The following is a 24,620-nucleotide window of genomic DNA, read 5'->3' as shown; positions in this document are numbered from 1 at the left end:
CGCCCTGATCTCGCGAGCGGAGGGAGAGCGATCAGCAGAGGGGAGCGCGTCAGCTGTCGACGCCGAGGTTGCCTTCCTCGCGGCCGCCCTCGACGACCGAGATCGAGCCGGTGATCACCGGGATCGCCGTCGTGTTGGTCGAGATGGGGACGGATGCCGACAGCAGCGTGCCGTCCTCGCGGAGCGACTCGCCGATGTCGTCGAGCGTCGGGCGCCCCCGCAGCACCGGCCCCTGACCGGCGAGCGGCACGGTGACCATTCCGCCGCCGGTGACCTCGTACTCGCGGCCGCGCACCGAGAACTCCACCGGCTCGCCCTCGCCCGCCTCGACCGTGAGCGCGTCGCGCGTGATGGTCACCTGCAGGCGCGTGCCGCGCCAGCCGATCGGGTACGACAGCGACGGCCAGTCCTTCGGCAGGCGCGGGTCGAACGACAGCAGGCCGTAGTGGTCGCGCATGCCGCCGAAGCCGGCGACGAGCGCCGTCCACACACCGCCCGCCGAGGCGACGTGCACGCCGTCGGCCGCGTTGTGATGGAGGTCGCCGAGGTCGACGTAGATCGACTGCGCGAAGTACTCGAGGGCGAGCCCCTGGTAGCCGACCTCCGCCGCGAGGATCGACTGCACGACGGCGGACAGCGTCGAGTCGCCCGTCGTGAGCGGATCGTAGTACTCGAAGTCGGCGAGCTTCTCCTCGTCGGTGAAGTGGTTGCCCTGCAGATACAGCGCGAGCACGACGTCGGCCTGCTTGAGCACCTGGTAGCGGTAGATCACGAGCGGGTGGAAGTTCAGGAGCAGCGGACGCTGCTCGGGCGGGGTGGACTCGAGGTCCCAGACCTCGCGCTCGAGGAAGACCGCGTCCTGCGGATGGATGCCGAGGGCCTCGCTGTACGGGATGTGCATCGCGGTCGCGGCGGCATCCCAGGCATCCGCCTCACCGTCTCCGAGGCCGAGGCGCTGCGCCATGAGGGCGTACTCCTCGGGTGCCTCCTCGGCCATCTCGCGGACGACCCGCGCCGCGAAGCGCAGGTTGTAGCGGGCCATGACGTTCGTGAAGAGGTTGTCGTTGACGACCGTCGTGTACTCGTCGGGACCGGTGACGCCGTGGATGTGGAAGACCTCGGGAGCGCCGTCTTCGTTGTAGCGCCAGAAGCCGAGCGTCGACCACATGCGCGCCGTCTCGACGGCGATGTCGACGCCCTCGCGGTAGAGGAACTCGTCGTCGCCGGTCGCACGGACATACTTGCCGAGCGCGAAGCTCACGTCGGCGTTGATGTGGTACTGCGCCGTGCCGGCGGCGTAGTAGGCGGATGCCTCTTCGCCGTTGATCGTCCGCCACGGGAAGAGGGCGCCGGCTTCGTTCAGCTGGGCCGCGCGCTTGCGCGCCGCGGGAAGCATGAGATACCGCATCCGAAGGGCGTTCCGCGCCCACTGCGGGGTCGTATAGATGAGGAACGGCAAGACGTAGATCTCGGTGTCCCAGAAGTAGTGACCGCTGTAGCCCGATCCCGACACGCCCTTGGCCGGCACGCCGTGGCCGTCGGCGCGGGCCGCGGCCTGCGCGAGCTGGAACAGACACCAGCGGGTCGCCTGCTGCAGGTCGTCGTGGCCGCCGATGACGACGTCGGAGCGCTCCCAGAAGTCGGCGAGGAACGCGCTTTGCCGGTCGTACTGGCGCTGCACGCCCTCGGCTTCGACGCGGTCGAGGGTGCGGCGGGCGCGGTCGACGAGCTCGCGGGCGGGCACGCCGCGCGACGTGTGGTAGCTGACGAGCTTCGTGACCGTGATCGGCACGCCTGCCTTCGCCTGCACGCGGAAGACGTTCTTGGCGATGTCGGGCTCGATGAGGGTGCGCGCCGAGTACTCGTTCTCGGTCTCGATGAGGTGGTCGGCGACGAGCGCCATCGTCATGCCCGACTCGGTGGCCTTGTACGACAGCGCGGAACGCTCGCCGTCCTGCCAGTACTCCTGCGGCTGGAGGACGCGCTCCTGGATCTTCTCGGCCTTGCGCGGATCGAAGCCCGAGCGCGGCTTGTGCGGGGCACGACCGCCGTAGACGTCTTCGCCGTCCTGCCGGTTGATGAGCTGGCAGCTGATCGTCACGGGCGCGTCGGCGTTGAGCACCGTCACGGTGACCCGCATGATCGCGAGGTGCTTCTCTTCGAACGACACCATCCGGTCGAAGTCGAGGACGACGTCCTTGCCGCTCGGGGTGACCCATCGGACGTGGCGGGACAGGATGCCCGAGCGCATGTCGAGGACGCGCTCGTACTCGCGGATGTCGGCGATGTCGAACGAGAGCGGCTCGTCGTCGACGTAGACGCGCATGACCTTGGCATCGGGCGCATTGATGATCGTCTGGCCGACCTCGGCGAAGCCGTACGCCTGCTCGGCGTGGCGGATCGGGAAGACCTCGTGGAACCCGTTGATGAAGGTGCCGTGCTCGTGCGCGTCGCGGCCTTCGGGCTGGTTGCCGCGCAGGCCCAGGTAGCCGTTGCCGAGGGCGAAGAGCGTCTCGGTGACGCCGGTGTCGTCGAGCGACGGGCGCGTCTCGACGAGGCGCCACGGATCGACGGGGAAGCGCTGGCGGTCCATCGGGTCCATCCCTTCGGTCAGTGCCCGGATCATGCGACGAACGCGCCGAGGTCGTTGACGACGATGTTCGCGCCGAGATCGAGGAGGGCCTGCGCGCCGGCGCCGCGGTCGACGCCGACGACGAGCGCGTAGCCCGCCGCGGCCGCCGAGGCGACACCGGAGTGGGCGTCTTCGAATGCCGCACCGCGGGTCGGGTCGACGCCCAGCATGCGGGCACCCTCGAGGAACATGTCCGGCGCGGGCTTGGAGCGGAGCTGCTCGCGGGCGGCGACGACGCCGTCCATGACGACGGGGAAGTAGGCGCGGATGCCGGCGGCGGTCAGCACCTCTTCGGCGTTCTTGGAGCTCGAGACGACGCCGATCGGGGTGCCGGCGCCGTGCAGCTGCTGGATGAGCGCGAGGGAGCCCGGGTACGGGGCGATGCCCTCGGTCCGCAGGACAGACGAGAACACCTCGTTCTTGCGGTTGCCGATGCCGCATACCGTGTCGGCAGTCGGCGGATCGGACGGATCACCCCACGGTACCTCGACGTCGCGCGAGCGCAGGAGGCTCGCGACGCCCTCGTAGCGCTGTTTGCCGTCGAGGTACCGGTAGTAGTCGTCGTCGGTGTAGGGCGGGGGGATGTCCCACTGTGCGAACAGTTCGGTGAACATCGTCCGCCAGGCGTGCATGTGCACCTCGGCGGTCGGCGTCAGCACTCCGTCGAGGTCGAAGAGCACACCGTCGTAGGTCGTGAGGTCGGGAAGCTCAGCGGTCACCCTGCAAGCGTAGTCGCGAGGTGTGTCCGGCGTGTATCGCCCGGCCCCCGTCACGGCGTGCACGCCCGCGTCACGGCGTGCGCGCCCCCGTCACTGCGTGCGCGCCACCTCGAGGGTCTGGCGGGCGATCTCGAGCTCTTCGTTCGTCGGGACGACGAGGACCGTCACGGGCGAGTCATCCGTCGAGATGACGCGCGTGCCGCGCTCGCGGGCCTCGTTCCGAGCGGGGTCGAGGTGGATGCCGGCGAACCCGAGCGTCTCGGTGGCCGCCCGGCGCACGAGCGGCGAGTTCTCGCCGACGCCCGCCGTGAACGAGATCACGTCGACGCCGCCCAGCTGTGCCAGGTACGCGCCGATGTACGCCCGCAGCCGGTGGATGTACACGTCGAAGGCGAGCGTGGCGTCGGCATCCCCCGCCTCGTGGCGCTCCTCGACGTCGCGCATGTCGCTCGCCCCCGCGAGACCGAGCATGCCGCTGCGCGTGTTGAGGAACCGGTCGAGCTCCACGGGCGACCATCCCTCGCGCTGCGCGAGGACGAGGAGCACCGACGGATCGAGATCGCCCGAGCGCGTTCCCATGACGAGGCCCTGGAGCGGGGTCAGGCCCATCGAGGTGTCGACGGATCTGCCGCCGTCGATCGCGGTCGCCGACGCGCCGTTGCCGAGGTGCAGCACGATCTGTCTGAGCCCGGCGAGCGGACGTCCGAGGAAGCGTGCGGCCTCTTCGCTGACGTACTTGTGGCTCGTTCCGTGGAAGCCGTAGCGGCGGATGCGGTGCTTCTCGGCGACGTCGCGATCGATCGCGTAGGTGTATGCCGCGGGGGGCATGCTCTGGTGGAACGCGCTGTCGAACACGGCGACGTGCGGCACGTCGGGGAAGGCCGCCCGCGCCGCCTTGATGCCCTGCAGCGCGCCGGGGTTGTGGAGCGGCGCGAGCAGCGACAGCTCGTCGATGTTGATCTCGACGAGCGGCGTGATGAGCGTCGGCTCGAAGAAGCGCGCGCCGCCCTGGACGACGCGGTGGCCGACCGCGACGGGGGCGAGGGCCTCGAGCGACGGCCCGTGCTCGGCGAACGCGTCGAGCATCACCTGGAATCCCGCCGTGTGGTCGGGGATCGGGACCTCGGCCGTGAAGGAGCCCTCCGCCGTCTTGTGCTTCGAGGCGCCGATCGGCTCGCCGATGCGCTCGACGAGACCGGAGGCCAGGGCCTCGGCGGTCTCCACCTCGATCAGCTGGTACTTGAATGACGAAGAGCCGCTGTTGATGACCAGGACGACGCTCATGCGGAGGCTCCCTCGGTTCCCGTCGACTGCGCTTGGATCGCAGTGATCGCGATCGTGTTGACGATGTCGTCGACGAGCGCGCCGCGCGACAGGTCGTTGATGGGCTTGTTGAGGCCCTGGAGGACCGGCCCCATCGCGATCGCCCCCGCGGAGCGCTGCACCGCCTTGTAGGTGTTGTTGCCGGTGTTGAGGTCGGGGAAGACGAAGACCGTCGCGCGGCCCGCGACCTGGGAATCGGGCATCTTGGTGCGCGCGACCGCGGCATCCGCCGCCGCGTCGTACTGGATCGGTCCCTCGACGAGGAGCTCCGGCGCCCGCTCGCGCACGAGCGCCGTCGCCTCGCGCACCTTGTCGACGTCTTCGCCGGTGCCCGACTCGCCCGTCGAGTACGACAGCATCGCGATGCGGGGCTGGATGCCGAACTGCTGCGCCGTCGCTGCGGACGAGATCGCGATGTCGGAGAGCTGGCCCGCGGTCGGGTCGGGGATGACGGCGCAGTCGCCGTAGACGAGCACGCGGTCGGCGAGCGCCATGAGGAAGACGCTCGAGACGACGGAGACGCCCGGACGGGTCTTGATGATCTCGAACGCCGGACGGATCGTGTGGGCCGTCGTGTGCGCGGCGCCCGAGACCATGCCGTCGGCGAGGCCCAGGTGCACCATCATCGTGCCGAAGTACGACACGTCGGTCACGGTGTCGGCGGCCTTCTCGTACGTGACGCCCTTGTGCTTGCGGAGCTCGGCGTACTCGCGCGCGAACCGGTCGACCGTCTTCGGGTCGAAGGGGCTCATGACTGTCGCGGCGGACAGATCGAGGCCCAGTTCGACGGCGCGGCCGCGCACCTCGCTCTCCTCGCCGAGGATCGTGAGGTCGGCGATGCCGCGGGCGAGGACGGTGGCCGCCGCCTTCAGCACGCGGTCGTCGTTCCCTTCGGGCAGGACGATGCGCTTGCGCGACGTGCGGGCACGCTCGAGCAGCTGATACTCGAACATCAGCGGCGTCACGACGGCCGAGTGGGCGAGGCCCAGCGAGCGCGTGAGCTCGTCGGTGTCGACGTTCTGCTCGAAGAGGGTGACCGCCGTGTCCTGACGGCGCTGCGACGAGGCGGTGAGGCGGCCGCGGGTGCCCATCACGCGTACCGCGGTGTCGTACGTGTCGAGATCGGTCTGCACGATCGGCAGCGGCGAGTCGAGCCCGACCATGAGCGTCTCGACGACCGACGGCAGCGGGAAGGGTCCGTTGAGGATGATGCCCGAGATCGACGGGAACGTGCCCGAGGAGTTGGCGAGGAGGAGGCCCAGCAGCACTTCGGTGCGGTCGGCGGGGACGATCACGATCGCTCCCTCGGCCAGGCGCGGGAGGATGTTGTTGAGCGACATCCCCGCGACGACGACGTCGAGGACCTCGCGGTTCAGGAGGCTCTCGTCCCCCCGCAGCAGCCGGCCGTCGAGGCTCAGCATGAGGTCGCGCACCGACGGCGCCATGAGGAAGACGTCCTCGGGGATCGCCCAGACCCCGACGGGGGCCTCGCGCGTGCCGTCGACGGCGGGGGCCGTGGCGACGACCTCGCCGACCGCCGCGTTGATCTCGTCAAGGCGCTCGGGGTCGGCGCGGTTCGTGATGACCGCGAACAGCTCCGCGCGCTGGCCGGTGATGTCGGTGAGGGCGAGCTCCATCACCTGGCCGAGCTGCTCGGGGGTCCGCGCGACGCTCACGCCCAGCCGGTCGCCCTCCCCCGCGCGGCCGTTCAGGACGACGAGGACGGGGGCGCCGAGGTTCGCGGCGATCCTGGCGTTGTAGCCGAGCTCGCTCGTCGTGCCGACGTCGGTGAAGTCGCTGCCGACGATGACGACCGCGTCGCACTTGGCCTCGACGGCTTTGAACCGCTCCACGATCTTCGACATCGCGGCATCCGCATCGCGCCGCACCTCGTCGTATGTGACGCCGACGCACTCCTCGTATGTCAGGTCGACGCCGACGTGGTCGAGGAGCATCTCGAGGACGTAGTCGCGCTCGTCGGTCGAGCGCGCGATGGAGCGGAAGACGCCGACCCGCGGGATCGAGCGGGTCAGGGCGTCGATGACGCCCAGCACGATGGTGGACTTGCCCGACAAGCCCTCGGTCGAGGTGATGTAGATGCTGCGTGCCACCCCGCCAGCCTACGGGCGCGGTGCGCGGTGCGGCCAGGCATGCACCGGGAGTAATCGCGGCCGACGCGGGGCCGCTCCAGGAAGGACTCCGGGGAAGCACTCCGGGGAAGGACCCGGAGAAAAGTAAGACTCTCCGCGAACCCGGCAGAGCCTGGTTACCCTTGCTACGTTTCCGTCCTGGGGGAGTTGGCCTGGATGCCGCCTCGCGGAGAGCTTCTAGGAGTTTACCCGACATCCGAGCCGCCCCGTGCCGCCCGGGGTTAGCATCGACGCACCAGCGCCGCGACGACGCGGCATCGCCCTCTACCTCGGGAGACGACCCCCGCATGCCGGAGCCGACCACCGCCGAAGAGTTCGCCCGCTCCACCGACGCCGTGATCGCGTCGGTCGCGCGGGTGATCGACGGAAAGCCCGCGGCCGTCCGCGCAGCCCTCGTGTGCCTCCTCGCCGAGGGGCACCTGCTCATCGAGGACGTCCCCGGGGTCGGAAAGACGATGCTGGCGCGGGCGCTCGCGGCATCCGTCCATGCGACCGTCCGCCGCATCCAGTTCACGCCCGACCTGCTGCCGGGCGACGTCACAGGGATGAGCGTCTACAACCCGGTCGACCGCGAGTTCGAGTTCAAACCCGGCGCGATCTTCGCGCACATCGTCATCGCCGACGAGATCAACCGCTCCTCCCCCAAGACCCAGTCGGCGCTTCTCGAGGCGATGGAGGAGCGCCAGGTGACCGTCGACGGCACGTCGCACCTGCTGGAGGACCCCTTCCTCGTCGTCGCGACGCAGAACCCCCTCGAGATGGAGGGCACCTATGCGCTTCCCGAGGCGCAGCGCGACCGTTTCATGATCCGCATCTCCATGGGCTACCCGGATGCCCAGAACGAAGCGCTCATGCTGCGCCAGCGCGACGTGGTCAACCCGCTCGACGCGCTCGCCCCCGTGATCGACGCCGACGGCGTGCGCGGCCTGATCGCCTGGGCTCGGGGCGTCCACGTCTCCCCCGCCGTCGAGGAGTACACCGTCGCGCTCGCCCGTGCCACGCGCGAACATCCCGACCTGCGCCTGGGCGCGAGCCCGCGCGCGACCCTCCAGCTCATCCGCGCCGCGAAGGTGTGGGCCGCCCTCGACGGGCGCGAGTTCGTCATCCCCGACGACGTCGCCACTCTCGTCGAACCGGTCTTCGCGCACCGCCTGATCGCCGCGCGCAGCGCCGCCACCACCCGCGCGCGCTCGAGCGCCGACGCGATCTCGACGGTGCTGCGGAGTATCGTCGGCTCGGTGCGGGTTCCCCTCGCGACCCGCTGAGAGAACGACGATGTCCCGCTGGCCGCTGACCCCCCGAGGAACGGGGGCGGTCGCGCTCGCGATCGGGTGCTTCGTCGCGGCGCACGCGTTCCGCATCATCGAGCTGATCTTCATCGGCGTGCTGCTGCTCTCGGCGGTCGCCGCGAGCCTCATCGCGCTCGCGCTCGCGCGGCGCACGGAGACCGTCGCGCGCGCCTTCCACCCCGACGTCGCGTCGGCCGGCAGCGAGGTCGATGTGCGGCTGCGCGTGAAGACGCGCTCACCGATCCCCGCCGCGCAGGGTCGGTGGCACGACGCCGTGCCCGACGGGGTGAGCGGGGACGCGTTCGGGGTGTTCCCGGCGACAGGGTCGAGCATGCGCTCGGGCGGCGAGGCGGTCGAGCTCGGTTACACGGTGACGGCAGAGCGGCGCGGTGTCCGCCTGATCGGGCCACTGTCGGTCGTCGCGTCCGACCCGTTCGGCTTCGCCCGGCGTCGGCACACGATCGGACGCCCCCTCCCGCTCACGATCACCCCCCAGATCATCGACCTCGGGCCCCTCGTCGAACAGCCGGGCGAGGCGGGCGGCTCGATGCACACGGCGACCGACCAGCTCGGCCAGGGATCCGACAATCTCATCCCCCGCGTCTACGTGCCCGGCGACTCCATGCGCCGCATCCACTGGCGGGCGAGCGCGCACCGGGACCAGCTCATGGTGCGGCAGGAAGAGCAGGAGACGACCCCCGAGGCGACGGTGATCCTCGACACCGCCCGCGCCCGCTGGGACGACGACGCGTCGCGGAGCCCCGGCGCGGACCCCGACTTCGAGACGGCCGTGTCGCTGTGCGTCTCGGCGGCGGCGCGTCTCGTCCAGGAGGGTTACGTCGTCACGGTGCGCAGCGGCGACGGGATGCCTCTCGCCGACCCGATCGCCGGCGGCGACGCCGTCGCCGTGGAGCAGCTCGCCATCGACCTCGCGACCGTCACGGCCCACGGCGACGCGGCGCCGAACGCGCTCGTCGCGCTGTTCGCGGGGGTGTCTGCCGGTCCGGTCGTCGTGATCACCGGCGCCCTGGGCGACGCCGACGCGGCGGTGCTGGCGCCGCTCGCGCACCACAGCGCCCTGCCCCTCCTCATCGCGCTCGCCCCGGAGCACCGGTCACTCGAGCGACTGACGGGCGCGGGGTGGCGCGCTGTCGCCCTGAGCGGCGAGGACGATTCGGGCGCCGTGTGGAGCGTGCTCGTGGATCGGGGGGCCCACCGTGTCGAAGCCTGAGTCGACGCCTCGGTCGACGCCTCGCTCGACGCCTCGGTCGACGCCTCCGTCCGCCGCGGTCGGTCGCGCCCGCGGCGAGGCCCGCCTGACGTTCGCGCTGTGGCTCGCGATCATGGTCACGCTCCCCCCGCTGCTGCGCGTCGTCGAGCCGGGCGCGTGGATTCCCGGCGTCGCCGCCCTCACCGCGGTGACCCTCGCCGTGGGCTTCGTCCTGCGGCGGCGACGGATGCCGGCGGTCGCGGTGACCCTCGTGCAGGTGGCCGTCTGGGCGATCGGCGTGACAGTGGGCTTCTTCTCCGGCCAGGCGCTCTTCGGATTCCTTCCCACCGGCGGCGTCCTCGCGCAGGTGCCGCTCGCCGTGCAGACGGCCTCGGACGAAATCCTCCAGGGCATCGCACCGATCGCGGCGACGGACGCCATCTCCTTCGTCATCGTCGCGGGTGTGGGCCTTCTCGCCGTCGCCCTCGACCACGTCGTCCTGACGGCGCGGATGCCGCTCCTTGCGGGCGCAGCCCTCATCGCCGTCTGGCTGATCCCCGCGATCTCCGTCCCCGCCGGCGTCGACGTCGCTCTGTTCGCGCTGCTCGCGGCATCCCTCCTCTTCCTCATCCGTGCCGAGAACCGCACGCGCGAGACTCCCACCGCCGGACCGGGCAGGGCGGGCGTCGGCGCGGTCGCGACCGCTATCGGGGCGGTCGCGATCGTCGGAGCGCTCGTGATCGCCCCGACCCTGCCCGCTCCCACCGTCGCGGCGATCGGCCCCGGCGTCGCCGCGCGCATCGACCCCTCCCTCGACCTCGGAAACGACCTGCGCCGGCGCGAGGACCTGCCCGTCCTCACCATGCGCAGCGATGCGCCCCAGCTGCCCTACCTGCGCGTCACGACGCTGTCGATGTTCGACGGAGAGGTGTGGATGCCGGACCGGATGCGGTCGGTGCCCCTCGATGACTCCACGCTCGAGCCGGTCGCGGTGGGCGACGGCATCCGTCTCGAGGAGTACCGGACGACGGTCGCGGTGTCGCAGCTCTCCTCGATGTACCTGCCGATCCCGTACCCTGCCGTCGCGGTCGACGGGCTCGAGGGGATGTGGCGGTCGGTGCCGTACAGCCGCACGATCCTCAGCGCGAACACCAGCTCGGAAGGGCAGGAGTACGCCGTCACCGCGCAGGTCGCCCAGCCCACGCTGGAGCAGATCCGCGCGTCGTCGGCGACGATCGACGAAGACCGGATCGACGTGTACGCCGTGCCGGAGGGGACCCCCGCGATCATCGGCGACCTCGCGCGCGAGGTGACCGCCGACGCCGCGACCGACTACGACAAGCTCATCGCGCTGCAGAGCTGGTTCCGCGGGTCGGAGTTCACGTACTCGCTCACCGCCCCCGTCGAGGAGGGATTCGACGACACCGGCGTGGATGCCGTCGCCGCGTTCCTCCAGGAGAAGGAGGGGTACTGCATCCACTACGCCGGCGCGTTCGCCCTCATGGCGCGGACCCTCGGGATGCCCTCGCGCATCGTCGTCGGCTTCCTCCCCGGCGAGCGCACCGGCGACACGGTCGACGGGCAGCAGGTCGCCCAGGTGACGACCTCTCAGCTGCACGCCTGGCCCGAGGTGAACTTCGCCGGGATCGGCTGGGTCGCGTTCGAGCCGACGAAGAGCCTCGGCTTCGCGACGCGGTTCTCGAGCGCCGCGACCGCGTCGGAGGACGCCCCGGGCGAGGCGGCGACCCCGACCCCCACGGCGCCCGTGCCGACGTCGGAGGCGTCGCGGCCCGCCGACGCACCCGAAGACCGCCCGAACGACGCCGCGGGCGCGACAGCCCAGCGCGTCGACCCGCGCCCGCAGCTCGCGCTCGCCGCCGCGATCGTGCTGATCGTGAGCGTTCCCGGGCTCGTAGGCCTCGCGCGGCGCCGTGTGCTGCGGCGGCGCGGCACGGTCGGGGCGGCGTGGCGGATCGTGCAGGACGCCGCGATCGACCTCGGCGCTCCGGTGGGTGCCGCGGCGTCGCCCCGTGTCTTCGGCGCTCTGCTCACCGGGCAGTGGGGGGCGCCCGCCGCCGAGACGTCGCGCCTGGTCGCTGCCATGGAGCACGTCAACTACGCCCGCGCGGCGGGTGAGACGCGGCGCACGGACGAGGGCGCCCGGGCGCGCGCCGCTCAGGCGATCGCGGACGCCGAGACGATCCGCCGGGCGATGTTCGCCCAGCTCGACACCGCGGGGCGCGTGCGCGCGCGCCTCGCGCCCCGGTCGCTCGTGGTGCGGCCCGGGTCGGCGCTCGCCGACCGCGACGCGACGGCCTGAGCTCCGGGAGTGGGGGTGCGGGGGTTGCGGGTGGTGCGGCGCCGGGCGGCGAATAGTGGGCGCGAACGGCGGCATCCACCCCCGGGATGCCGCAGTTTGCGCCCCCGTCTCCTGAGGTGACGACGAGGTCCGCCGACAATCGCTGCGGCGCGGCCGGCGAACAGGGGAACGCCGACGGCGGGGGCGACCCCGGAGGGACACCCCCGCCGTCGCGAGAGGAAAGACAGACCGCCCCCGGTCAGGGGCGGACGGACTCCGTGCGGATGCCGTCGTCCACGGCATCCTGGGCCGCGGCCGCGATCTCCGCGCGGATCTCTGCGCGCTCCGCCACCGGGACCGTCGCGAGCACCTCGGCCTCGTCGTCGCCGGAGTCGTCGGCGAACGGCTCGCCGTCGCGCGGCGCGTTGTAGAGGTCCAGGTTCAGGATTCCTTCGCGCTTCGCGACGATCGCGGGCACGAGCGCCTGGCCCGCGACGTTGACCGCCGTGCGGCCCATGTCGAGGATCGGGTCGATCGCGAGGAGCAGGCCCACGCCCTCAAGGGGCAAGCCGAGGGTCGAGAGGGTGAGCGTCAGCATGACGACCGCGCCGGTGGTGCCGGCGGTCGCGGCCGAGCCGACGACCGAGACGAGCGCGATCAGCAGGTACGACACGATGTTCAGCTCGACGCCATAGAACTGCGCGACGAAGATCGCGGCGATCGCGGGGTAGATCGCGGCGCAGCCGTCCATCTTCGTCGTCGCACCGAGCGGCACGGCGAACGAGGCGTACTCGCGCGGCACGCCGAGGTTCCGCTCCGTGACGCGCTGGGTGAGGGGGAGCGTGCCGATCGACGAGCGCGAGACGAACGCGAGCTGCACCGCGGGCCACACGCCCGAGAAGTACTGGCGGATCGAGAGGCCGTGCACCTTCACGAGCGTGGGGTAGACGACGAAGATCACGAGCGCGAGGCCGATGTACACGGCGACGGCGAACCAAATGAGGGTCAGCAGCTTGTCGGTGCCGTAGTTCACGATCGCCGCGCCGATGAGGCCCAGCGTCCCGATCGGGGCGATGCGGATGATCCACCACAGCACGCGCTGGACGATCTTGAGGCTCGACTGCGTGAACGCGACGAACGGCTCGGCGCGGCGGCCGAGCTTGAGCGCCGCGATGCCGACGGCCACCGAGACGACGATGACCTGCAGGATGTTGAACCCGACCGTCGAGGAGATCGCGCCGGTCGCGGCATCCTGCGAGCTGGACACGGTGAGACCGAGGAAGTTCTGCGGGATGAGGCCCTTGAGGAAGTTCCACCAGGTGCCGACGGCGTACGGGTCGTCCGGGGCGAGCTCGCCCTGCCCGACGCGGTTGCCGGGCTGGATCGTGACGCCGAGCGCGATGCCGATCGTCACCGCGATGAGCGCCGTGATCCCGAACCACAGGAGTGTCTGACCGGCGAGACGGGCAGCGTTGGTGACGTTCCGCAGCTGCGTGATGCTCGCGACGATCGCGAGGAAGATGAGCGGCACGACCGCGGCCTTCAGCAGCGTGACGTAGCCGTTGCCGATGGTGCTCAGCGTCGCGGTGAGACCGTTCGGGTTGCCCTCGGCATCCGGTCCGAGGTTCAGCGCGAGGATACCGAGCAGGATGCCGGCGATGAGCGCGACCGTGATCTGGAACCCGAACGACCGGTAGAACGGCTTCTTCTTCGGCGTCGCACTCTTCGCTGTCGTGCTCTTCGGTCCGCGCGCGGGCGCGGCGGTGGGGGTGGAACTCATGAGGGGGTGTCTCCTGTGCGGCGGCGGTGAGGGCCGTGCCGGTGGTGGGGCGTGCGGCGGATGCCGCGATGGGGGCCACCCGCGGGGGCGGGCGTCCTTCGACGCTACGTCGCGTCACACGCGCGCCAGGCGCATGTGACGGGGAATGACAACCCGCGATGCGCGGGCACCATTCCCGGCGCGGGAGAAAACCTGCGGGAGAAACCTGAGTGCGAGAAGCGGTCGAAGGCGGCAGGGGAATGTCGGCGCGAATCGTCGTGTCCGTGATGGGATGCCGCGATATGCGCCGACTATCCCGGTCGAGACCGCGATCTGCGCCGACGAAAACGAAAAGGGCCCCCGCCGCAGCGGGGGCCCTTCGTGGCGGAAGTGACAGGATTTGAACCTGCGAGGCGAGTTACCCCGCCTACATGGATTCCAGCCATGCTCCTTAGGCCGCTCGGACACACTTCCGCCGACGATCCTATCATCGGCCGCGTGCGCGCCCGTGCGGGCGCCGTCGTCGTCACCTCCTCCCCTGGCATCCCCCGGCGCAGTCAGCGGGGCTGCCAGGCGAGGGCGAGCTCGCGGGTGTCGTCCCACGGCTCGGTCCAGCCGAGACGCGTGAACAGGCCGTCGAGGAGAATCGCGGTGAACCCCCACAGCAGGCGGTCGCCGATCTCGAACGCGGGGCCACGGAACTCGCGCCCGCGGTCGCGGATCACGGTCACGCCGCGATGACGCGGGTCGAGGAGATCGGCGACCGGCACGCGGAACACCTCGGCCGACTCGGCGACGTCGACGACCCGGACGGGCGAGGGATGCCGCCACCACGCGAGCACCGGGGTCACGAGGTGGCCCGAGCGCTCGAGCGGAACGTCGGGCAGGGCGCCGAGCACCTCGACGCCGCGCGGGTCGAGCCCCGTCTCCTCCACCGCCTCGCGGAGGGCTGCGTCGACAGGACCGTCGTCGCCCGGGTCGAGCCGTCCGCCGGGGAAGGCGATCTGCCCGGGGTGCGCGCGGAGGGTCGTGGCCCGGGCGAGGAGCAGCACGTCGAGGTCGCGGGAGACCGCGGCATCCTGCGCCTCACGCTCGCTCGGCACGCGGTCGAGCGTCCCGAACAGCATGAGCACCGCCGCCGCGCGCGGATCCTCACCGACCGGGAGGGCGCGGAGCCGCTCGTCCCACGGGTCGGGCGAGGCGGCGAGCGCGGCGAGTTCTTCGCGGGCGCCGCTCACGGTGTGCGGGTCACCCGACCGCGCCGCTGCGTCGACCTCGGGAGACTCTCCTGCGGCATCCGTCCTCCTCGCGTGTCGACCTGTCCCCTCACCTTCGCCGCCCGTCTTGCGCCGTGTCAAGCCGGATGGGGTGGGTCACCACGCGGCCGCGGCGGCCCGTGTCGGTGGTGCTCGGTAGCGTGGATGCCGTGACCACCGCAGCCCCGCCGCGCATCGGCATCGTCGTGACCGACGTCTACGCCGACGACGACCCCGACCACGACACCCCGATCCTCGTCGACGCGCTCCGCGGTGCCGGCGCGGACGCCGAGGCCGTCGTCTGGCACGACGCGGACGTCGATCTCGCGGCGTTCGATCTCCTTGTCCTCCGCTCGCCGTGGGACTATCCGGAACGCACCGACGAGTTCCACGCGTGGCTCGGCCGCGCCGAGGCGGCGACCCGCGTCGTGAACGACCCCGCGACCATGCGCTGGAACCTCGACAAGCACTACCTCGCCGAGCTCGAATCCGCCGGCATCCGCATCGTCCCGACGGACTATGCGACGACGCAGGATGCCGCCGCCCGCGCGATCTCGCGCCACGAGCGCGTCGTCGTGAAGCCCGCCGTCTCCGCGGGAGCCCGCGACACGGGCCTCTTCGACGCCGACGACCCGGCGGCGCTCGCCCTCGCGGCGCGGATCGTCGACAGCGGCGGCGTCGCGATGGTCCAGCCGGAGATCGCCGAGCTGTCGGCGGGCCACGAGAAGGCGCTCTACGCGATCGACGGAGCCTTCACGCACGCGATCGCGAAGGGCGCGCTCCTCGCCCACGGCGGGGGCTTCCGCGGCGGGGTCTACATCGAGAATCCCGATCCGGTCACGGCGTCCGCCGTCGAGCGCGCGTTCGCGTCGGACGTGCTGCGCGCCGTCCGCGAGGTGACGGGTGGCGACATGCCCCTCTACGCCCGCGTCGACACGATCGATTCCGCCGTGCACGGACTGTGCCTGCTCGAAGTCGAGCTCGCGGAGCCCGCGCTCAACCTGCACGTCGCCCCCGAGGCGACGGATGCCGTGGTGCGCGGGATCCTCGCCGCGGCGGCGACCGCGCCGGCCCGAGCTACTGCGGCGCGACCTCGATAGGGCACCGGACGACGCCGGACCGCGCGAGACGCGCGTCGCCGGTGAGGAGCGTGGCGCCCAGGCGCTCGGCGAGCGCCACGTATCCCGCGTCGTAGGACGTCAAGACGTGGCGCAGGTCCCACGCCCGGTCCGCGACGAGCGACCACGACCACAGGTCGATCGGCAGCCCTGCGGCCTGGGCGCGCGCGGCCTCCGCCTGAGCCTGAGTGAGGCGTCTCCCGCGCTCGAGCCCGCGCAGCGCGCTGTCGACCTCGACCGCGAGGTGCGTGGGCGCGTGCAGGAGGCACCCGTCGAGTCGCTCGGCGAGCGCTCGCGTATCACCGGCGCGCGTCGCGACGAGCGCCACGACGATCGACGCGTCGACGACGACGAGTTCGGCCGGTTCAGGGCCGGTCGACACGCGCGGCATCCACGATGTCGATCATCGGGATCGAGGGGTACGACTGCGCGTTGAGCCGGGCACGCGCGATCGCCTCGGCCGCGCTGGGGGTCGTGGCGAGCCGGTGCAGCTCTGCCGAGAGGTACTCCTGCAGTGACCGGCCTGACCGCGCGGCGCGTGCTGCGAGTTCGTCCCGCACGTCGTCGGGCACGTTGCGTACTGTGATCGTCACCGCCATCCCGGCATCCTAACGCCGATGCATGCATTATGCATGCACATTATGCGAGCCGCTCCCCGCTCATCCCCGCCCTCGCGGGCCTCAGTCCGAGAGCCCGACCATCTCGGCGCTGCGCTCCCACAGCCGCCGGGCGAGGAGCGGGTCGGCGGCGAGAGGGCTCGTGCGGGCCGGGCGGTTCCGCGCGTAGTAGCCGCCCTGCTGCCAGTCGACGCCGGGCGTGCCGAGCGCGAGCCAGCCGAGGCGCGCGCCGCCCACCTCGACGCTCGTGAGGAGCTTCGAGGCCAGCGGATTCGTGTACAGCCAGTGCCACGCGCCGCTCGAGCCAGACGCGAAGCTCGACGCGATCGCGCCGGGGTGGAACGCGACGGCGGAGAGACCGTCGCCGTCGTAGCGGCGGGCGAGCTCCTTCGTGAAGAGGATGTTCTCGAGCTTCGCGTTGCCGTAAGCGTTCGAGGCCGAGAAGTGCCGCTCGCCCTGCAGATCGTCGATGTCGAACTTCGAGAAGCGCTGTGCCGCGATGGAGGAGGTCTGGATGACGGATGCCTCGCTCGCGATCAACCTCTCGCGGAGGAGGTTCGTCAGGAGGAATCCGCCGAGGTGGTTCACCTGGAAGGTCTTCTCGAAGCCGTCGGCCGTGACCTCGCGTTCGCCGAAGATGCCGCCGGCGTTGTTGGCCAGCACATCGATCCGTTCGTATCGGTCGAGGAGCGTTGCGGCGAGCTCGCGCACCTGATCGAGATGGGTGTAGTCGGCGAGGTGCCAGTCGAGGCCGAGGGGTTCGGCGGCGACGGCGGTCTTGTCGGGGTTGCGCCCGACGACCACCACCCGCTCCCCCGCCGCGTGCAGCTGCCGTGCCGCGGCCGCCCCGATGCCGTCGCTCGCGCCCGTGATGATGATCGTCTTCGCCATCGGGCGAGACTACCCCGCCGACGGTGGCGATGCACCGGGGTCACGGTTCCGTCGGGCGTGTCGACTCGCTGCGCTCGCGGGGCGGCCGGGAGAGCCGCTCGTCAGCGCGCGACTCAGCCCCGCGCGATGATCGCGGGGTCGTCGGCCCGCCAGTACTGCACCGACTGCAGCACCCAGAATGCCGCAAAGAGGAGCAGCGCGAGCACCTCGCCGACGAACACCCCGTAGACGTCGCCACCCGGGGCGCGGACGTGCAGGCTGCCGTACAGCGGCATCCCGACGACGACGAGCGCGAGCGCCACGGCGATCGCGACGTACGACGCGCGCAGCCACGGCGGGCCCGAGCGCACCTCGGGCGCGATCGCGTTGACGACCGCAACCGCGCCGATGAGCGCGAAGAACCCGACCGCCGCCGCGACGTGCGCCCAGCGGAGGAACGCGTCACGAGCGAGCCACCATGTCAGCCACACCGCCGCGAGCACGACGACCGCGACGCCGAGCGACAGCGCCGTCCCCGCCCGCTCCACCTCCCCCGCGGCGAGGAGCGCGAGAGCGATCACGACGACGACCGACGCCACGACGAGGTAGGTCACGACGCCGTTGTCGACGCCCGCGTCGAACGCGACGGGGATGCACACCTCGGCCCCGTCCGGGCACCCTTCCGAGATGCCGGGCACCGAGCCCGGCGCGATGACCGTCGGCACGATCGCGACGAGCGGGGCGACGACCGCCGCGGCATCCAGCAACGCTCGCTCCACACCGCGACCCGACAGCGCGAAGAAGCACACCGACACCGTCAGCAGCGCCCCGACGAACATCGTGTTCGCCGACGTGTAGTAGTAGTGGCTGAGCGACGGCAGGATTCCCACCGCGGGCATCGCGACCCCGACCGCCGTGAAGACGACGACGACCGCCCCCGCGATCGCGAGCCGCAGGTACCGGTACGTCCGCTGCAGCGACGTCGACGGCGTCGTCCGGTCCCCGGGCACGGCAGGCCCGTCAGCGCAGGAACTGCGTCGGGTCGAACTCGTCGATCGGGATGACCCGCACGCGCGGCAGCGGCGTATCGAACGCGTGCACGTCGTACTCCAGATCGAAGAACTGGATGCCGGGAAGCTCCGAGAACGCCGCGTTGCGAAACTCGGCGAACCCCATGACTCCGACGCGTCGCCCGTCGAGGAGTGCTCCGACGTCATCGACGAAGTCGCCGTCGTGGCTCACGAGCACGACGTCGCCGCCGCGGTCGCGGAGCGCACGGAGCGTCCGCTGGATCGCGATGTCGACGACCTTCTCGTCGGTCTCGCCCGACAGCGGGATCGGCTGGTAGCCGAGGGCGAGAAGCGCCTGGATGAACGGCATCGGCAGGTTCGTCGACGCGTTCAGGAAGAAGAGCCCCTGCGCGTCCTGGTTCCAGCGGCCCGCGATGAACGAGAGCACACGGTCCCAGCGGGGGCGCTCATCGGGCTGCGGGCGGCGCCCGAGGATCGAGCTGCCGAGCGTCGCGTCGATGTTCTCGCCGTCGACGAGCACCCAGGTGGTGCCGGTCACGCGCGCTCCGCCCCGCTCGCGGCCCCACCGTCGGCTCCACCTGCGGCTCTCAGCGCCTGCGCGATCGGGAGGTCGCCGGTGTTGAACCGGATCGTCTTGCCGATGGTCGTCGGTTCGGCGATGGATGCCGCGATGACGGCCGCCACGTCGGCGCGCGGCACGTGCGAGCCGCGCTCGTCGTCGACGTTGATGAGGCCGGTCGGCGGATCGAGGGTGAGGGAGGAGGGCTGGAGGATCGTCCAGTCGAGCGCGGTCTCGCGCAGGTGCGCATCGGCGGCGGTCTTCGCCTCGGCGTACGCGTAGAACGCGTCGCTCGGGTCGACGCCGTGATCGGGCCCGGCGCCGAAGTACGAGACCATGACGTACCGGCGCGCACCGGCGGCGGCCGCGGCATCCATCGACCGGATCGCGGCATCGCGGTCGACGGCGTACGTGCGCTCGGCGCTTCCGCCGCCCGCGCCCGCCGACCACACGATGACCTCCTGCCCGTCGAACAGCTCGGCGAGCGCTTCGACATCGCCGGCCGTGATGTCGGCGACGAGCGGGGTCGCACCGGTGTCGGCGACCTCGGCGGCCTGCTCGGGCCTCCGGATGACGGCGGAGACCTCGTGCCCCGCGGCGACCAGGAGCGGCTCGAGGAGCAGGGCCACCTTGCCGTGTCCTCCGATGATCAGGATGCGGGCCATGGGGGTCCCCTTTCGTTTCCCCGAGCCTACGGCTGCGGGCGGGCACGTGGGGAGGTCCCGGCCCGGCGCCCCCGCAGCGTGCGGACGAGCGCGACGATCGCCCGCCAGCCGACGAGAAGGGCGAAGAGCACGCCCGCAGCGACCAGCACGAACGGCAGCGCCGTGCCCTGCCCCGACGCCGCGCGCAGCAGCATGCCGATCACGAGCGTCCACAGCCAGATCGGGATCCCCGACCGGACGGGGGCGAGCGGGGCGCGCCAGGCACGCGTCATGAGCCAGCCGACGGCGAGCCCCGTGAGGAATGGCCACGCCGTCCCCGCGAGCCCCGACAGGACGTCGGAATCGTGGCTCGCCCGGCCCGTCGCCGCGAACGCGACGACGAGGAGCGCGTCGACCACGATCGCGACGGACACGATCGGGATCGGGGCGGAACGGGTGGAGCCGGTGGCGGTCGATTCCCGAGGCATGCCCCCATCCTCCCCCGCCCACGGCTCCCCGGCCTACGCTGGAGGAATGACCGCCTCTCCCGCCTCCTCCCTCGTGCTCGTGGCCAACGCCGGCGACGGGTCGATCTCGACCTTCCGATTCGACGGCTCCGGGCTGGAGCGGATCGCGGTGACCGACGGGCTGACGGGGTGCTCGACGTTCGCGGTGGATGCCGAGCGGAACCTCGTCTACGCCGCCGTGAAGGGTGAGCCGGCGGGCATCGTGACGCTCTCGCTCGACCGCGAGAGCGGCGAACTGACGCCGTCGTCGCGCCTCGATCTGCCCGCCGGAGGCATGAACTACCTCGCGCTCGCGCGCGGCGGCACGGCGCTGCTGGGTGCGAGCTACGGCGGAGGGTACGGCATCAGCTGCCGCGTCGCGGACGGCTCGGTCGGAGGACCCGTCTCACGCATCTCGTACCCGAACCTGCACTCCGTGCTCCCGAGCCCCGACGGGCGCTTCGCGTACTTCGTCTCGCTCGGCGCCGACCTCGTCGCGCAGTACACGCTCGGCGACGATCTCGAGCTGGTCCCGCTTGCCGAGCCGACCGTCTCCGCGCCGCAGGGCAGCGGCCCGCGCCACCTCGTGATCGACGACGATCACGGCTGCGTGTACGTGCTGACCGAGTTCTCGGGCGAGGTGCTCCGCTACCGGCGCGACCCGATCGAGGGTGCGTTGACCTATCTCGACGCGGCGACCGCGTTCGACACCTCGGCCGGGCTCGGCCACAGCCGGTTCGGCGCCGATCCGCTCGCCCACCACTACATCTGGGGCGCGGACCTGCACCGTTCCGGCGACCGGCTCTGGGCATCCGAGCGGACGGAGTCCACTCTGGCCTCGCTCGACATCGCCGCGGACGGCGAACTGCGACACGCCGAGGTCTTCACCGTCACCGAGCAGCAGCCGCGCGGGTTCGCGCTGAGCGCCGACGGACGCTTCCTCGTCGCGGCGGGCGAGAAGACGACGACGGTCTCCCTCTACGCCGTCGGCGACGAGGGCCTGACGCTGCTCCAGCGCGCCGAGACCGGCCGCGGCGCGAACTGGGTGCGCTTCGTCTGACGCCGATGCGCGGCGCGCTGCGCGCGACGCGCGGCGCGCTGCCGCGCCGTCACCGCCCGCGAGACCGCGCAGATGTACGCTTCCCGCGCGTTTATCGTGACATCTGCGCGGTCTCGCGGGAGGTAGGGGGGACCGAGGCGGCGGGAGCGCGGCGCGAGGCGGCGGCGTTCAGGATGCCGAGGCACAGCACGATGACGCCGGCGAGGGCGGGCACGGCCATCGCGGCGGCGAGCGAGACCTCCTCGGCGACCCAGCCGACGACGGCCGACGTCAGCGCCTGCGCGAGGGTGAGCGCCGACCCGAGGAGCGTCATCGTCGTCGCGGCGCGGCCCGCGGGAGCGCGCTCGCCGGCGAGCGAGAAGAGCGTCACGAGGTTCGGCCCGACGCCGAGACCCATGACCAGCAACCACACCATGACCGACGAGAAGTCGTGCGCACTCGTGTATCCGACGGCGGCGAGGGTCAACACGAGCGAGAAGAGGATCCACCGCCACCGCGCCGCGAAGCGCGCCGGCAGCAGCACGACGCCGAGCGCGAGGACGGCCGACCCGATCCCCATGAGTCCGTAGAGGAGCCCGGCGCGCGCCTCGTCACCCTGCGCCTGCGCGAACGCGGTGAGCGAGGTGAGCGTGCCGCCGAAGAACATGCCGACGCCGAACGTCGCGCCAACGAGAATGAGGATCCGCGTCGAGAAGACGGCGCGGATCGGGGCGCGCTCGGCGGCGGCATCGCCGACGATCGGCCGCACGCGCGCGGTCGGGTGCAGGGCGAACGCCGTCACGAATCCGAAGCTGAGCACCGCGGCGATGGCGATCGGCGCCCACGGCGCGATGACGGCGGCCAGGATGCCGACGAGGAACGGACCGATGACGAACGCGGTCTCGTCGGCGGCCGACTCGTACGACATGATGCGGGTCGTCGTGACGCCGCGGCGCTCGGGATCAAGACGCGAGCCGATGATCGTGAGCAGCCGGCTGCGGCTCATCGCGGCGGCCTGCGGGGCGGTCAGCCCGATGGCGAGGGCCGCGCCGAGGACCGCACCTTCCGGCATCCCTCCCATCACGATCAGCGGGAAGAGGGCCAGGAGGATGCCGTTGGCGAGACCGACCGGCACGAGCACGCGCCGCTGTCCGTGCCGGTCGACGAGGTCGCCGATGACCGGGCCCGCGACGACGACACCGACCCCGACGGCGGCGGAGGTGAGTCCGCCGAGGCCGACGGAGCGCGTCTCGGCGACGACGAGCATGAGGACGCCGACGGTCATCATCGCGAACGGCAGCCGCGCGATGAAGGCGATCGGCCAGTATGCCCAGCCCGTGTGCTGGATCAGGGTGCGCCGGCGGGGCCGCGCGTCACGGGTGCGGGTGTCGTGCGGCGGCACGTCGATGGTGGCGGTGCGGGTGGTGTCCACGTACTCCTCCGAGATTCGGCTCGTTGTTCACGTGCCGCCGTATCTCGGGAATCGAGCCGGTAGATGCACCTCGCAGGGCCGGTGGTTCTCGCCGCGATCATCGAAGAGCGGGTCGCGGAGGGGCGCTGCGGAGGCATCCATTCTACCGCGGACCGGCTCTCAGCGTCCTGTGAGGTTCACGAGGGACCAGAATCGGGGGTGCGGGTGTTGGGTGTGTGTGAGGGCGTACCCACGGCCCGCACGACGGCTTCACCGTTCGACACGAAGGAGACATCATGAGCGACGACGGCACCATCACGCAGACCCCCGGGACCGAGACCGCGGTCCTCGCCGGCGGATGCTTCTGGGGCATGGAGGACCTCATCCGCCGCCAGCCGGGCGTGCTCGACACGCGCGTCGGCTATACCGGAGGCACCAACGCGCACGCGACGTACCGGAACCACCCGGGTCACGCCGAGGCGGTCGAGATCGTCTTCGACCCCACCCAGACGACGTACCGCGACCTCCTGGCGTTCTTCTTCCAGATCCACGACCCGTCGACGCTGAACCGCCAGGGCAACGACATCGGCACGAGCTACCGTTCGGCGATCTTCCCGCTCAGCGAGGAGCAGGAGCGCGTCGCGCGCGACACGATCGCCGATGTGGATGCCTCGGGCCTGTGGCCCGGCCCGGCCGTCACGACGATCGAGCCCGCCGGCCCCTTCTGGGAGGCCGAGCCCGAGCACCAGGACTACCTGCAGCGAATCCCGAACGGCTACACGTGCCACTTCCCTCGGGCCGGGTGGGTGCTGCCCAAGCGCGCCGAGGTCTGAGCGGGTCGCGACTCGCCCAGCGACCGCGAACGGCTCAGTCGGCGAAGAACGCCGCGGCGACGCGCGTCAGCGCGACGAGGTCGGCGGTGCCGGCGAGCTCGCGCGCCGAGTGCATCGACAGGATCGGGATGCCGACGTCGACGGTCCGGATCCCGATCCGCGTCGCGGTGATGGGGCCGATCGTCGACCCGCACGGCACGGCGTTGTTCGAGACGAACTCCTGCGACACGACGCCGGCGGTGTCGCACCAGCCGTGCCAGGCGGCGGCGCCGGCGGCATCCGTCGCGTAGCGCTGATTCGCGTTGATCTTGAGGATGGGGCCCGAGCCGAGCACCGGCCGGACGACGGGGTCGTGCTTCTGCGGGTAGTTCGGATGCACCGAGTGGCCCACGTCGCTCGAGACGCACCACGACGCCGCCAGCGCGCGCAGCTGCTGGTCGCGATCGGCGCCGAGGCCGAGCTGGATGCGCTCCACCACATCGGAGAGGAACGGCCCCGCCGCGCCCGACCGGGTGCCCGACCCGACCTCCTCGTGGTCGAACACGGCGAGCATCGCGATGTGCGGGGCATCCGTGCCGGCGGCTTCGAGGGCGACGAGCCCGGCGTGCACCGAGGCGAGGTCGTCGAGGCGCCCCGACGCGAAGAACGCATCGTCCTTGCCGAACACGACGCCTCGCGCCGCATCGGCTGTCACGAGGTCGTACCCGCGGATGCGGGCGGCATCCACGCCGGCGGAGGCCGCCACCTCGGCGAGGAGATCGGCGGATGCCGCGTCGCCCAGACCCCACACCGGCTGCGTCTGCGCCTGCTTGTCGAGAGCGAGACGGTCGTTCGCCTCGCGGTCGAGGTGGATCGCGAGCTGCGGCAGCCGCAGGAGGGCGCCGGTCGCCGCGAGCACCTCGGTGCCGTCGTCGAGCGCGAGGCGGCCGGCGAGGCGCAGCTCGCGGTCGAGCCAGGAGTTCAGGAGCGGCCCGCCGTAGATCTCGACGCCCGCCTGCAGCCAGCCGAGGCGCCCGGTGGTGGGCTTGGGCTTCAGCTTGAACGCCGGCGAGTCGCTGTGCGCGCCGAAGATGTGGAAGGCGGTCTCGGCCGTCGCCGACGTCGGCACGATCCACGCGATCACCGCACCGTCGCGGACGACGAGCTGCTTCGCCCCGGGGGTGACCGACCAGGGCTCGGTCTCGTCGAGCGGCGTGAATCCGGCATCCGCCAACCGCGCGGCGACGGTGGATGCCGCGTGGAAGCTCGACGGCGAAGCGGCGACGACGTCGGCGAGGTCGTCGGCGTGAGCGAGGTTGTCGGGGGCGATGTCGGCGGTGGCGGTCACCCTTCCAGCGTAGGCGTCGCCACCCGCG

The 24,620-nt window shown here is 71.7% G+C and carries 21 protein-coding genes, 1 tRNA gene and 1 other RNA gene; 6 read left to right on the top strand and 17 right to left on the bottom strand.

All coding sequences use genetic code 11. From position 1 onward, the window contains the following. Positions 1-49: 49 nt before the first annotated feature. The 5 genes from AC3ENQ_RS07425 to ffs all read right to left on the bottom strand — a co-directional run bounded on the left by AC3ENQ_RS07425 (position 50) and on the right by ffs (position 7,003). Entirely contained in the window at positions 50-2,593 is a 2,544-nt protein-coding gene (locus AC3ENQ_RS07425; RefSeq protein WP_431803341.1) for a glycoside hydrolase family 65 protein, read from the bottom strand. A 29-nt stretch (positions 2,594-2,622) separates the two neighbouring features. Beyond that, the gene (locus AC3ENQ_RS07420; RefSeq protein ID WP_431803182.1) at positions 2,623-3,351 is read right to left on the bottom strand and encodes an HAD family hydrolase; all 729 of its coding nucleotides are present in this window, start codon (positions 3,349-3,351) and stop codon (positions 2,623-2,625) included. Positions 3,352-3,441: 90 nt separating this feature from the next. Then, positions 3,442-4,635 (bottom strand): acetate/propionate family kinase, encoded by a 1,194-nt coding sequence (locus tag AC3ENQ_RS07415; RefSeq protein ID WP_431803179.1) that lies wholly within the window; start codon positions 4,633-4,635, stop codon positions 3,442-3,444. Next, a complete protein-coding gene (pta, locus tag AC3ENQ_RS07410) occupies positions 4,632-6,785 on the bottom strand; it encodes a phosphate acetyltransferase (protein ID WP_431803177.1) in 2,154 nt (717 codons plus the stop codon). Before pta ends, AC3ENQ_RS07415 begins: the two co-directional genes overlap by 4 nt. A 121-nt stretch (positions 6,786-6,906) precedes the next feature. Continuing rightward, positions 6,907-7,003: signal recognition particle sRNA small type (gene ffs, locus AC3ENQ_RS07405), an RNA gene on the bottom strand. Positions 7,004-7,111: 108 nt separating this feature from the next. Between ffs and AC3ENQ_RS07400 the strand changes: the two genes are divergently transcribed. From AC3ENQ_RS07400 to AC3ENQ_RS07390, 3 genes are read left to right on the top strand one after another with little or no spacing between them, the layout of a single operon-like run. Continuing rightward, on the top strand, positions 7,112-8,089 hold the full coding sequence (locus AC3ENQ_RS07400) for an AAA family ATPase (protein ID WP_431803175.1): 978 nt from the start codon (positions 7,112-7,114) through the stop codon (positions 8,087-8,089). Between the two features lie 10 nt (positions 8,090-8,099). After that, the gene (locus AC3ENQ_RS07395) at positions 8,100-9,344 is read left to right on the top strand and encodes a DUF58 domain-containing protein (RefSeq protein WP_431803173.1); all 1,245 of its coding nucleotides are present in this window, start codon (positions 8,100-8,102) and stop codon (positions 9,342-9,344) included. Then, entirely contained in the window at positions 9,331-11,643 is a 2,313-nt protein-coding gene (locus AC3ENQ_RS07390) for a transglutaminase TgpA family protein (protein WP_431803171.1), read from the top strand. Before AC3ENQ_RS07395 ends, AC3ENQ_RS07390 begins: the two co-directional genes overlap by 14 nt. A gap of 238 nt (positions 11,644-11,881) precedes the next feature. Here AC3ENQ_RS07390 and AC3ENQ_RS07385 read toward each other — a convergent pair whose 3' ends face one another. The 3 genes from AC3ENQ_RS07385 to AC3ENQ_RS07375 form a co-directional block, all read right to left on the bottom strand. Continuing rightward, complete coding sequence (locus AC3ENQ_RS07385) at positions 11,882-13,402, bottom strand: dicarboxylate/amino acid:cation symporter (protein WP_431803169.1); 1,521 nt, start codon at positions 13,400-13,402, stop codon at positions 11,882-11,884. A gap of 361 nt (positions 13,403-13,763) precedes the next feature. Next, positions 13,764-13,855 (bottom strand) — tRNA-Ser (locus tag AC3ENQ_RS07380). Positions 13,856-13,938: 83 nt separating this feature from the next. Further along, positions 13,939-14,619, bottom strand: a complete 681-nt coding sequence (locus AC3ENQ_RS07375; protein ID WP_431803167.1) for an NUDIX hydrolase — start codon at positions 14,617-14,619, stop codon at positions 13,939-13,941. A gap of 188 nt (positions 14,620-14,807) precedes the next feature. Here AC3ENQ_RS07375 and AC3ENQ_RS07370 point away from each other — a divergent pair, with 188 nt between their 5' ends. Next, positions 14,808-15,737: an ATP-grasp domain-containing protein gene (locus AC3ENQ_RS07370; protein WP_431803165.1), complete on the top strand. Its 930-nt coding sequence runs from the start codon at positions 14,808-14,810 to the stop codon at positions 15,735-15,737. Here the strand turns inward: AC3ENQ_RS07370 and AC3ENQ_RS07365 are convergent. The 7 genes from AC3ENQ_RS07365 to AC3ENQ_RS07335 form a co-directional block, all read right to left on the bottom strand. Further along, positions 15,715-16,137, bottom strand: coding sequence for a type II toxin-antitoxin system VapC family toxin (locus AC3ENQ_RS07365; protein WP_431803163.1), 423 nt, complete (start codon positions 16,135-16,137; stop codon positions 15,715-15,717). The genes AC3ENQ_RS07370 and AC3ENQ_RS07365 overlap by 23 nt on opposite strands. Then, a complete protein-coding gene (locus AC3ENQ_RS07360) occupies positions 16,121-16,354 on the bottom strand; it encodes a FitA-like ribbon-helix-helix domain-containing protein (RefSeq protein WP_431803161.1) in 234 nt (77 codons plus the stop codon). Before AC3ENQ_RS07360 ends, AC3ENQ_RS07365 begins: the two co-directional genes overlap by 17 nt. A gap of 81 nt (positions 16,355-16,435) precedes the next feature. Further along, the gene (locus tag AC3ENQ_RS07355; protein ID WP_431803159.1) at positions 16,436-17,263 is read right to left on the bottom strand and encodes an SDR family NAD(P)-dependent oxidoreductase; all 828 of its coding nucleotides are present in this window, start codon (positions 17,261-17,263) and stop codon (positions 16,436-16,438) included. A 113-nt stretch (positions 17,264-17,376) separates the two neighbouring features. Further along, positions 17,377-18,252 (bottom strand): hypothetical protein, encoded by an 876-nt coding sequence (locus tag AC3ENQ_RS07350; protein WP_431803157.1) that lies wholly within the window; start codon positions 18,250-18,252, stop codon positions 17,377-17,379. Positions 18,253-18,262: 10 nt separating this feature from the next. Next, a complete protein-coding gene (locus AC3ENQ_RS07345; protein WP_431803155.1) occupies positions 18,263-18,811 on the bottom strand; it encodes an NYN domain-containing protein in 549 nt (182 codons plus the stop codon). Then, entirely contained in the window at positions 18,808-19,497 is a 690-nt protein-coding gene (locus tag AC3ENQ_RS07340; protein WP_431803153.1) for an SDR family oxidoreductase, read from the bottom strand. Before AC3ENQ_RS07340 ends, AC3ENQ_RS07345 begins: the two co-directional genes overlap by 4 nt. Positions 19,498-19,523: 26 nt before the next feature. Beyond that, on the bottom strand, positions 19,524-19,964 hold the full coding sequence (locus AC3ENQ_RS07335; RefSeq protein ID WP_431803151.1) for a DUF3054 domain-containing protein: 441 nt from the start codon (positions 19,962-19,964) through the stop codon (positions 19,524-19,526). Between the two features lie 46 nt (positions 19,965-20,010). On the opposite strand from AC3ENQ_RS07335, the gene AC3ENQ_RS07330 reads away from it, so the two are divergent. After that, the gene (locus AC3ENQ_RS07330) at positions 20,011-21,042 is read left to right on the top strand and encodes a lactonase family protein (protein WP_431803149.1); all 1,032 of its coding nucleotides are present in this window, start codon (positions 20,011-20,013) and stop codon (positions 21,040-21,042) included. Between the two features lie 91 nt (positions 21,043-21,133). Here the strand turns inward: AC3ENQ_RS07330 and AC3ENQ_RS07325 are convergent, their stop codons facing one another. Then, entirely contained in the window at positions 21,134-22,453 is a 1,320-nt protein-coding gene (locus AC3ENQ_RS07325; protein WP_431803147.1) for an MFS transporter, read from the bottom strand. Between the two features lie 275 nt (positions 22,454-22,728). Between AC3ENQ_RS07325 and msrA the strand changes: the two genes are divergently transcribed. After that, on the top strand, positions 22,729-23,265 hold the full coding sequence (msrA, locus tag AC3ENQ_RS07320) for a peptide-methionine (S)-S-oxide reductase MsrA (RefSeq protein WP_431803145.1): 537 nt from the start codon (positions 22,729-22,731) through the stop codon (positions 23,263-23,265). A 34-nt stretch (positions 23,266-23,299) separates the two neighbouring features. Here the strand turns inward: msrA and AC3ENQ_RS07315 are convergent, their stop codons facing one another. Then, a complete protein-coding gene (locus AC3ENQ_RS07315) occupies positions 23,300-24,592 on the bottom strand; it encodes a M18 family aminopeptidase (protein ID WP_431803143.1) in 1,293 nt (430 codons plus the stop codon). Between the last annotated feature and the right edge of the window lie 28 nt (positions 24,593-24,620).

The organism is Microbacterium sp. bgisy203, from assembly GCF_057706945.1.
Note: the sequence above shows the minus strand (reverse complement) of the source record. Positions and strands in the feature narration are given on the sequence as shown.

Excerpts from the sequence above, each read along its gene's own strand:
- msrA (WP_431803145.1), top strand. The coding sequence starts at position 22,729 with ATGAGCGACGACGGCACCATCACGCAGACCCCCGGGACCGAGACCGCG.
- AC3ENQ_RS07425 (WP_431803341.1), bottom strand. The coding sequence starts at position 2,593 with ATGGACCGCCAGCGCTTCCCCGTCGATCCGTGGCGCCTCGTCGAGACG.
- AC3ENQ_RS07330 (WP_431803149.1), top strand. The coding sequence starts at position 20,011 with ATGACCGCCTCTCCCGCCTCCTCCCTCGTGCTCGTGGCCAACGCCGGC.
- AC3ENQ_RS07400 (WP_431803175.1), top strand. The coding sequence starts at position 7,112 with ATGCCGGAGCCGACCACCGCCGAAGAGTTCGCCCGCTCCACCGACGCC.
- AC3ENQ_RS07340 (WP_431803153.1), bottom strand. The coding sequence starts at position 19,497 with ATGGCCCGCATCCTGATCATCGGAGGACACGGCAAGGTGGCCCTGCTC.
- AC3ENQ_RS07360 (WP_431803161.1), bottom strand. The coding sequence starts at position 16,354 with ATGGCGGTGACGATCACAGTACGCAACGTGCCCGACGACGTGCGGGAC.
- AC3ENQ_RS07415 (WP_431803179.1), bottom strand. The coding sequence starts at position 4,635 with ATGAGCGTCGTCCTGGTCATCAACAGCGGCTCTTCGTCATTCAAGTAC.
- AC3ENQ_RS07385 (WP_431803169.1), bottom strand. The coding sequence starts at position 13,402 with ATGAGTTCCACCCCCACCGCCGCGCCCGCGCGCGGACCGAAGAGCACG.
- AC3ENQ_RS07355 (WP_431803159.1), bottom strand. The coding sequence starts at position 17,263 with ATGGCGAAGACGATCATCATCACGGGCGCGAGCGACGGCATCGGGGCG.
- AC3ENQ_RS07335 (WP_431803151.1), bottom strand. The coding sequence starts at position 19,964 with ATGCCTCGGGAATCGACCGCCACCGGCTCCACCCGTTCCGCCCCGATC.
- AC3ENQ_RS07395 (WP_431803173.1), top strand. The coding sequence starts at position 8,100 with ATGTCCCGCTGGCCGCTGACCCCCCGAGGAACGGGGGCGGTCGCGCTC.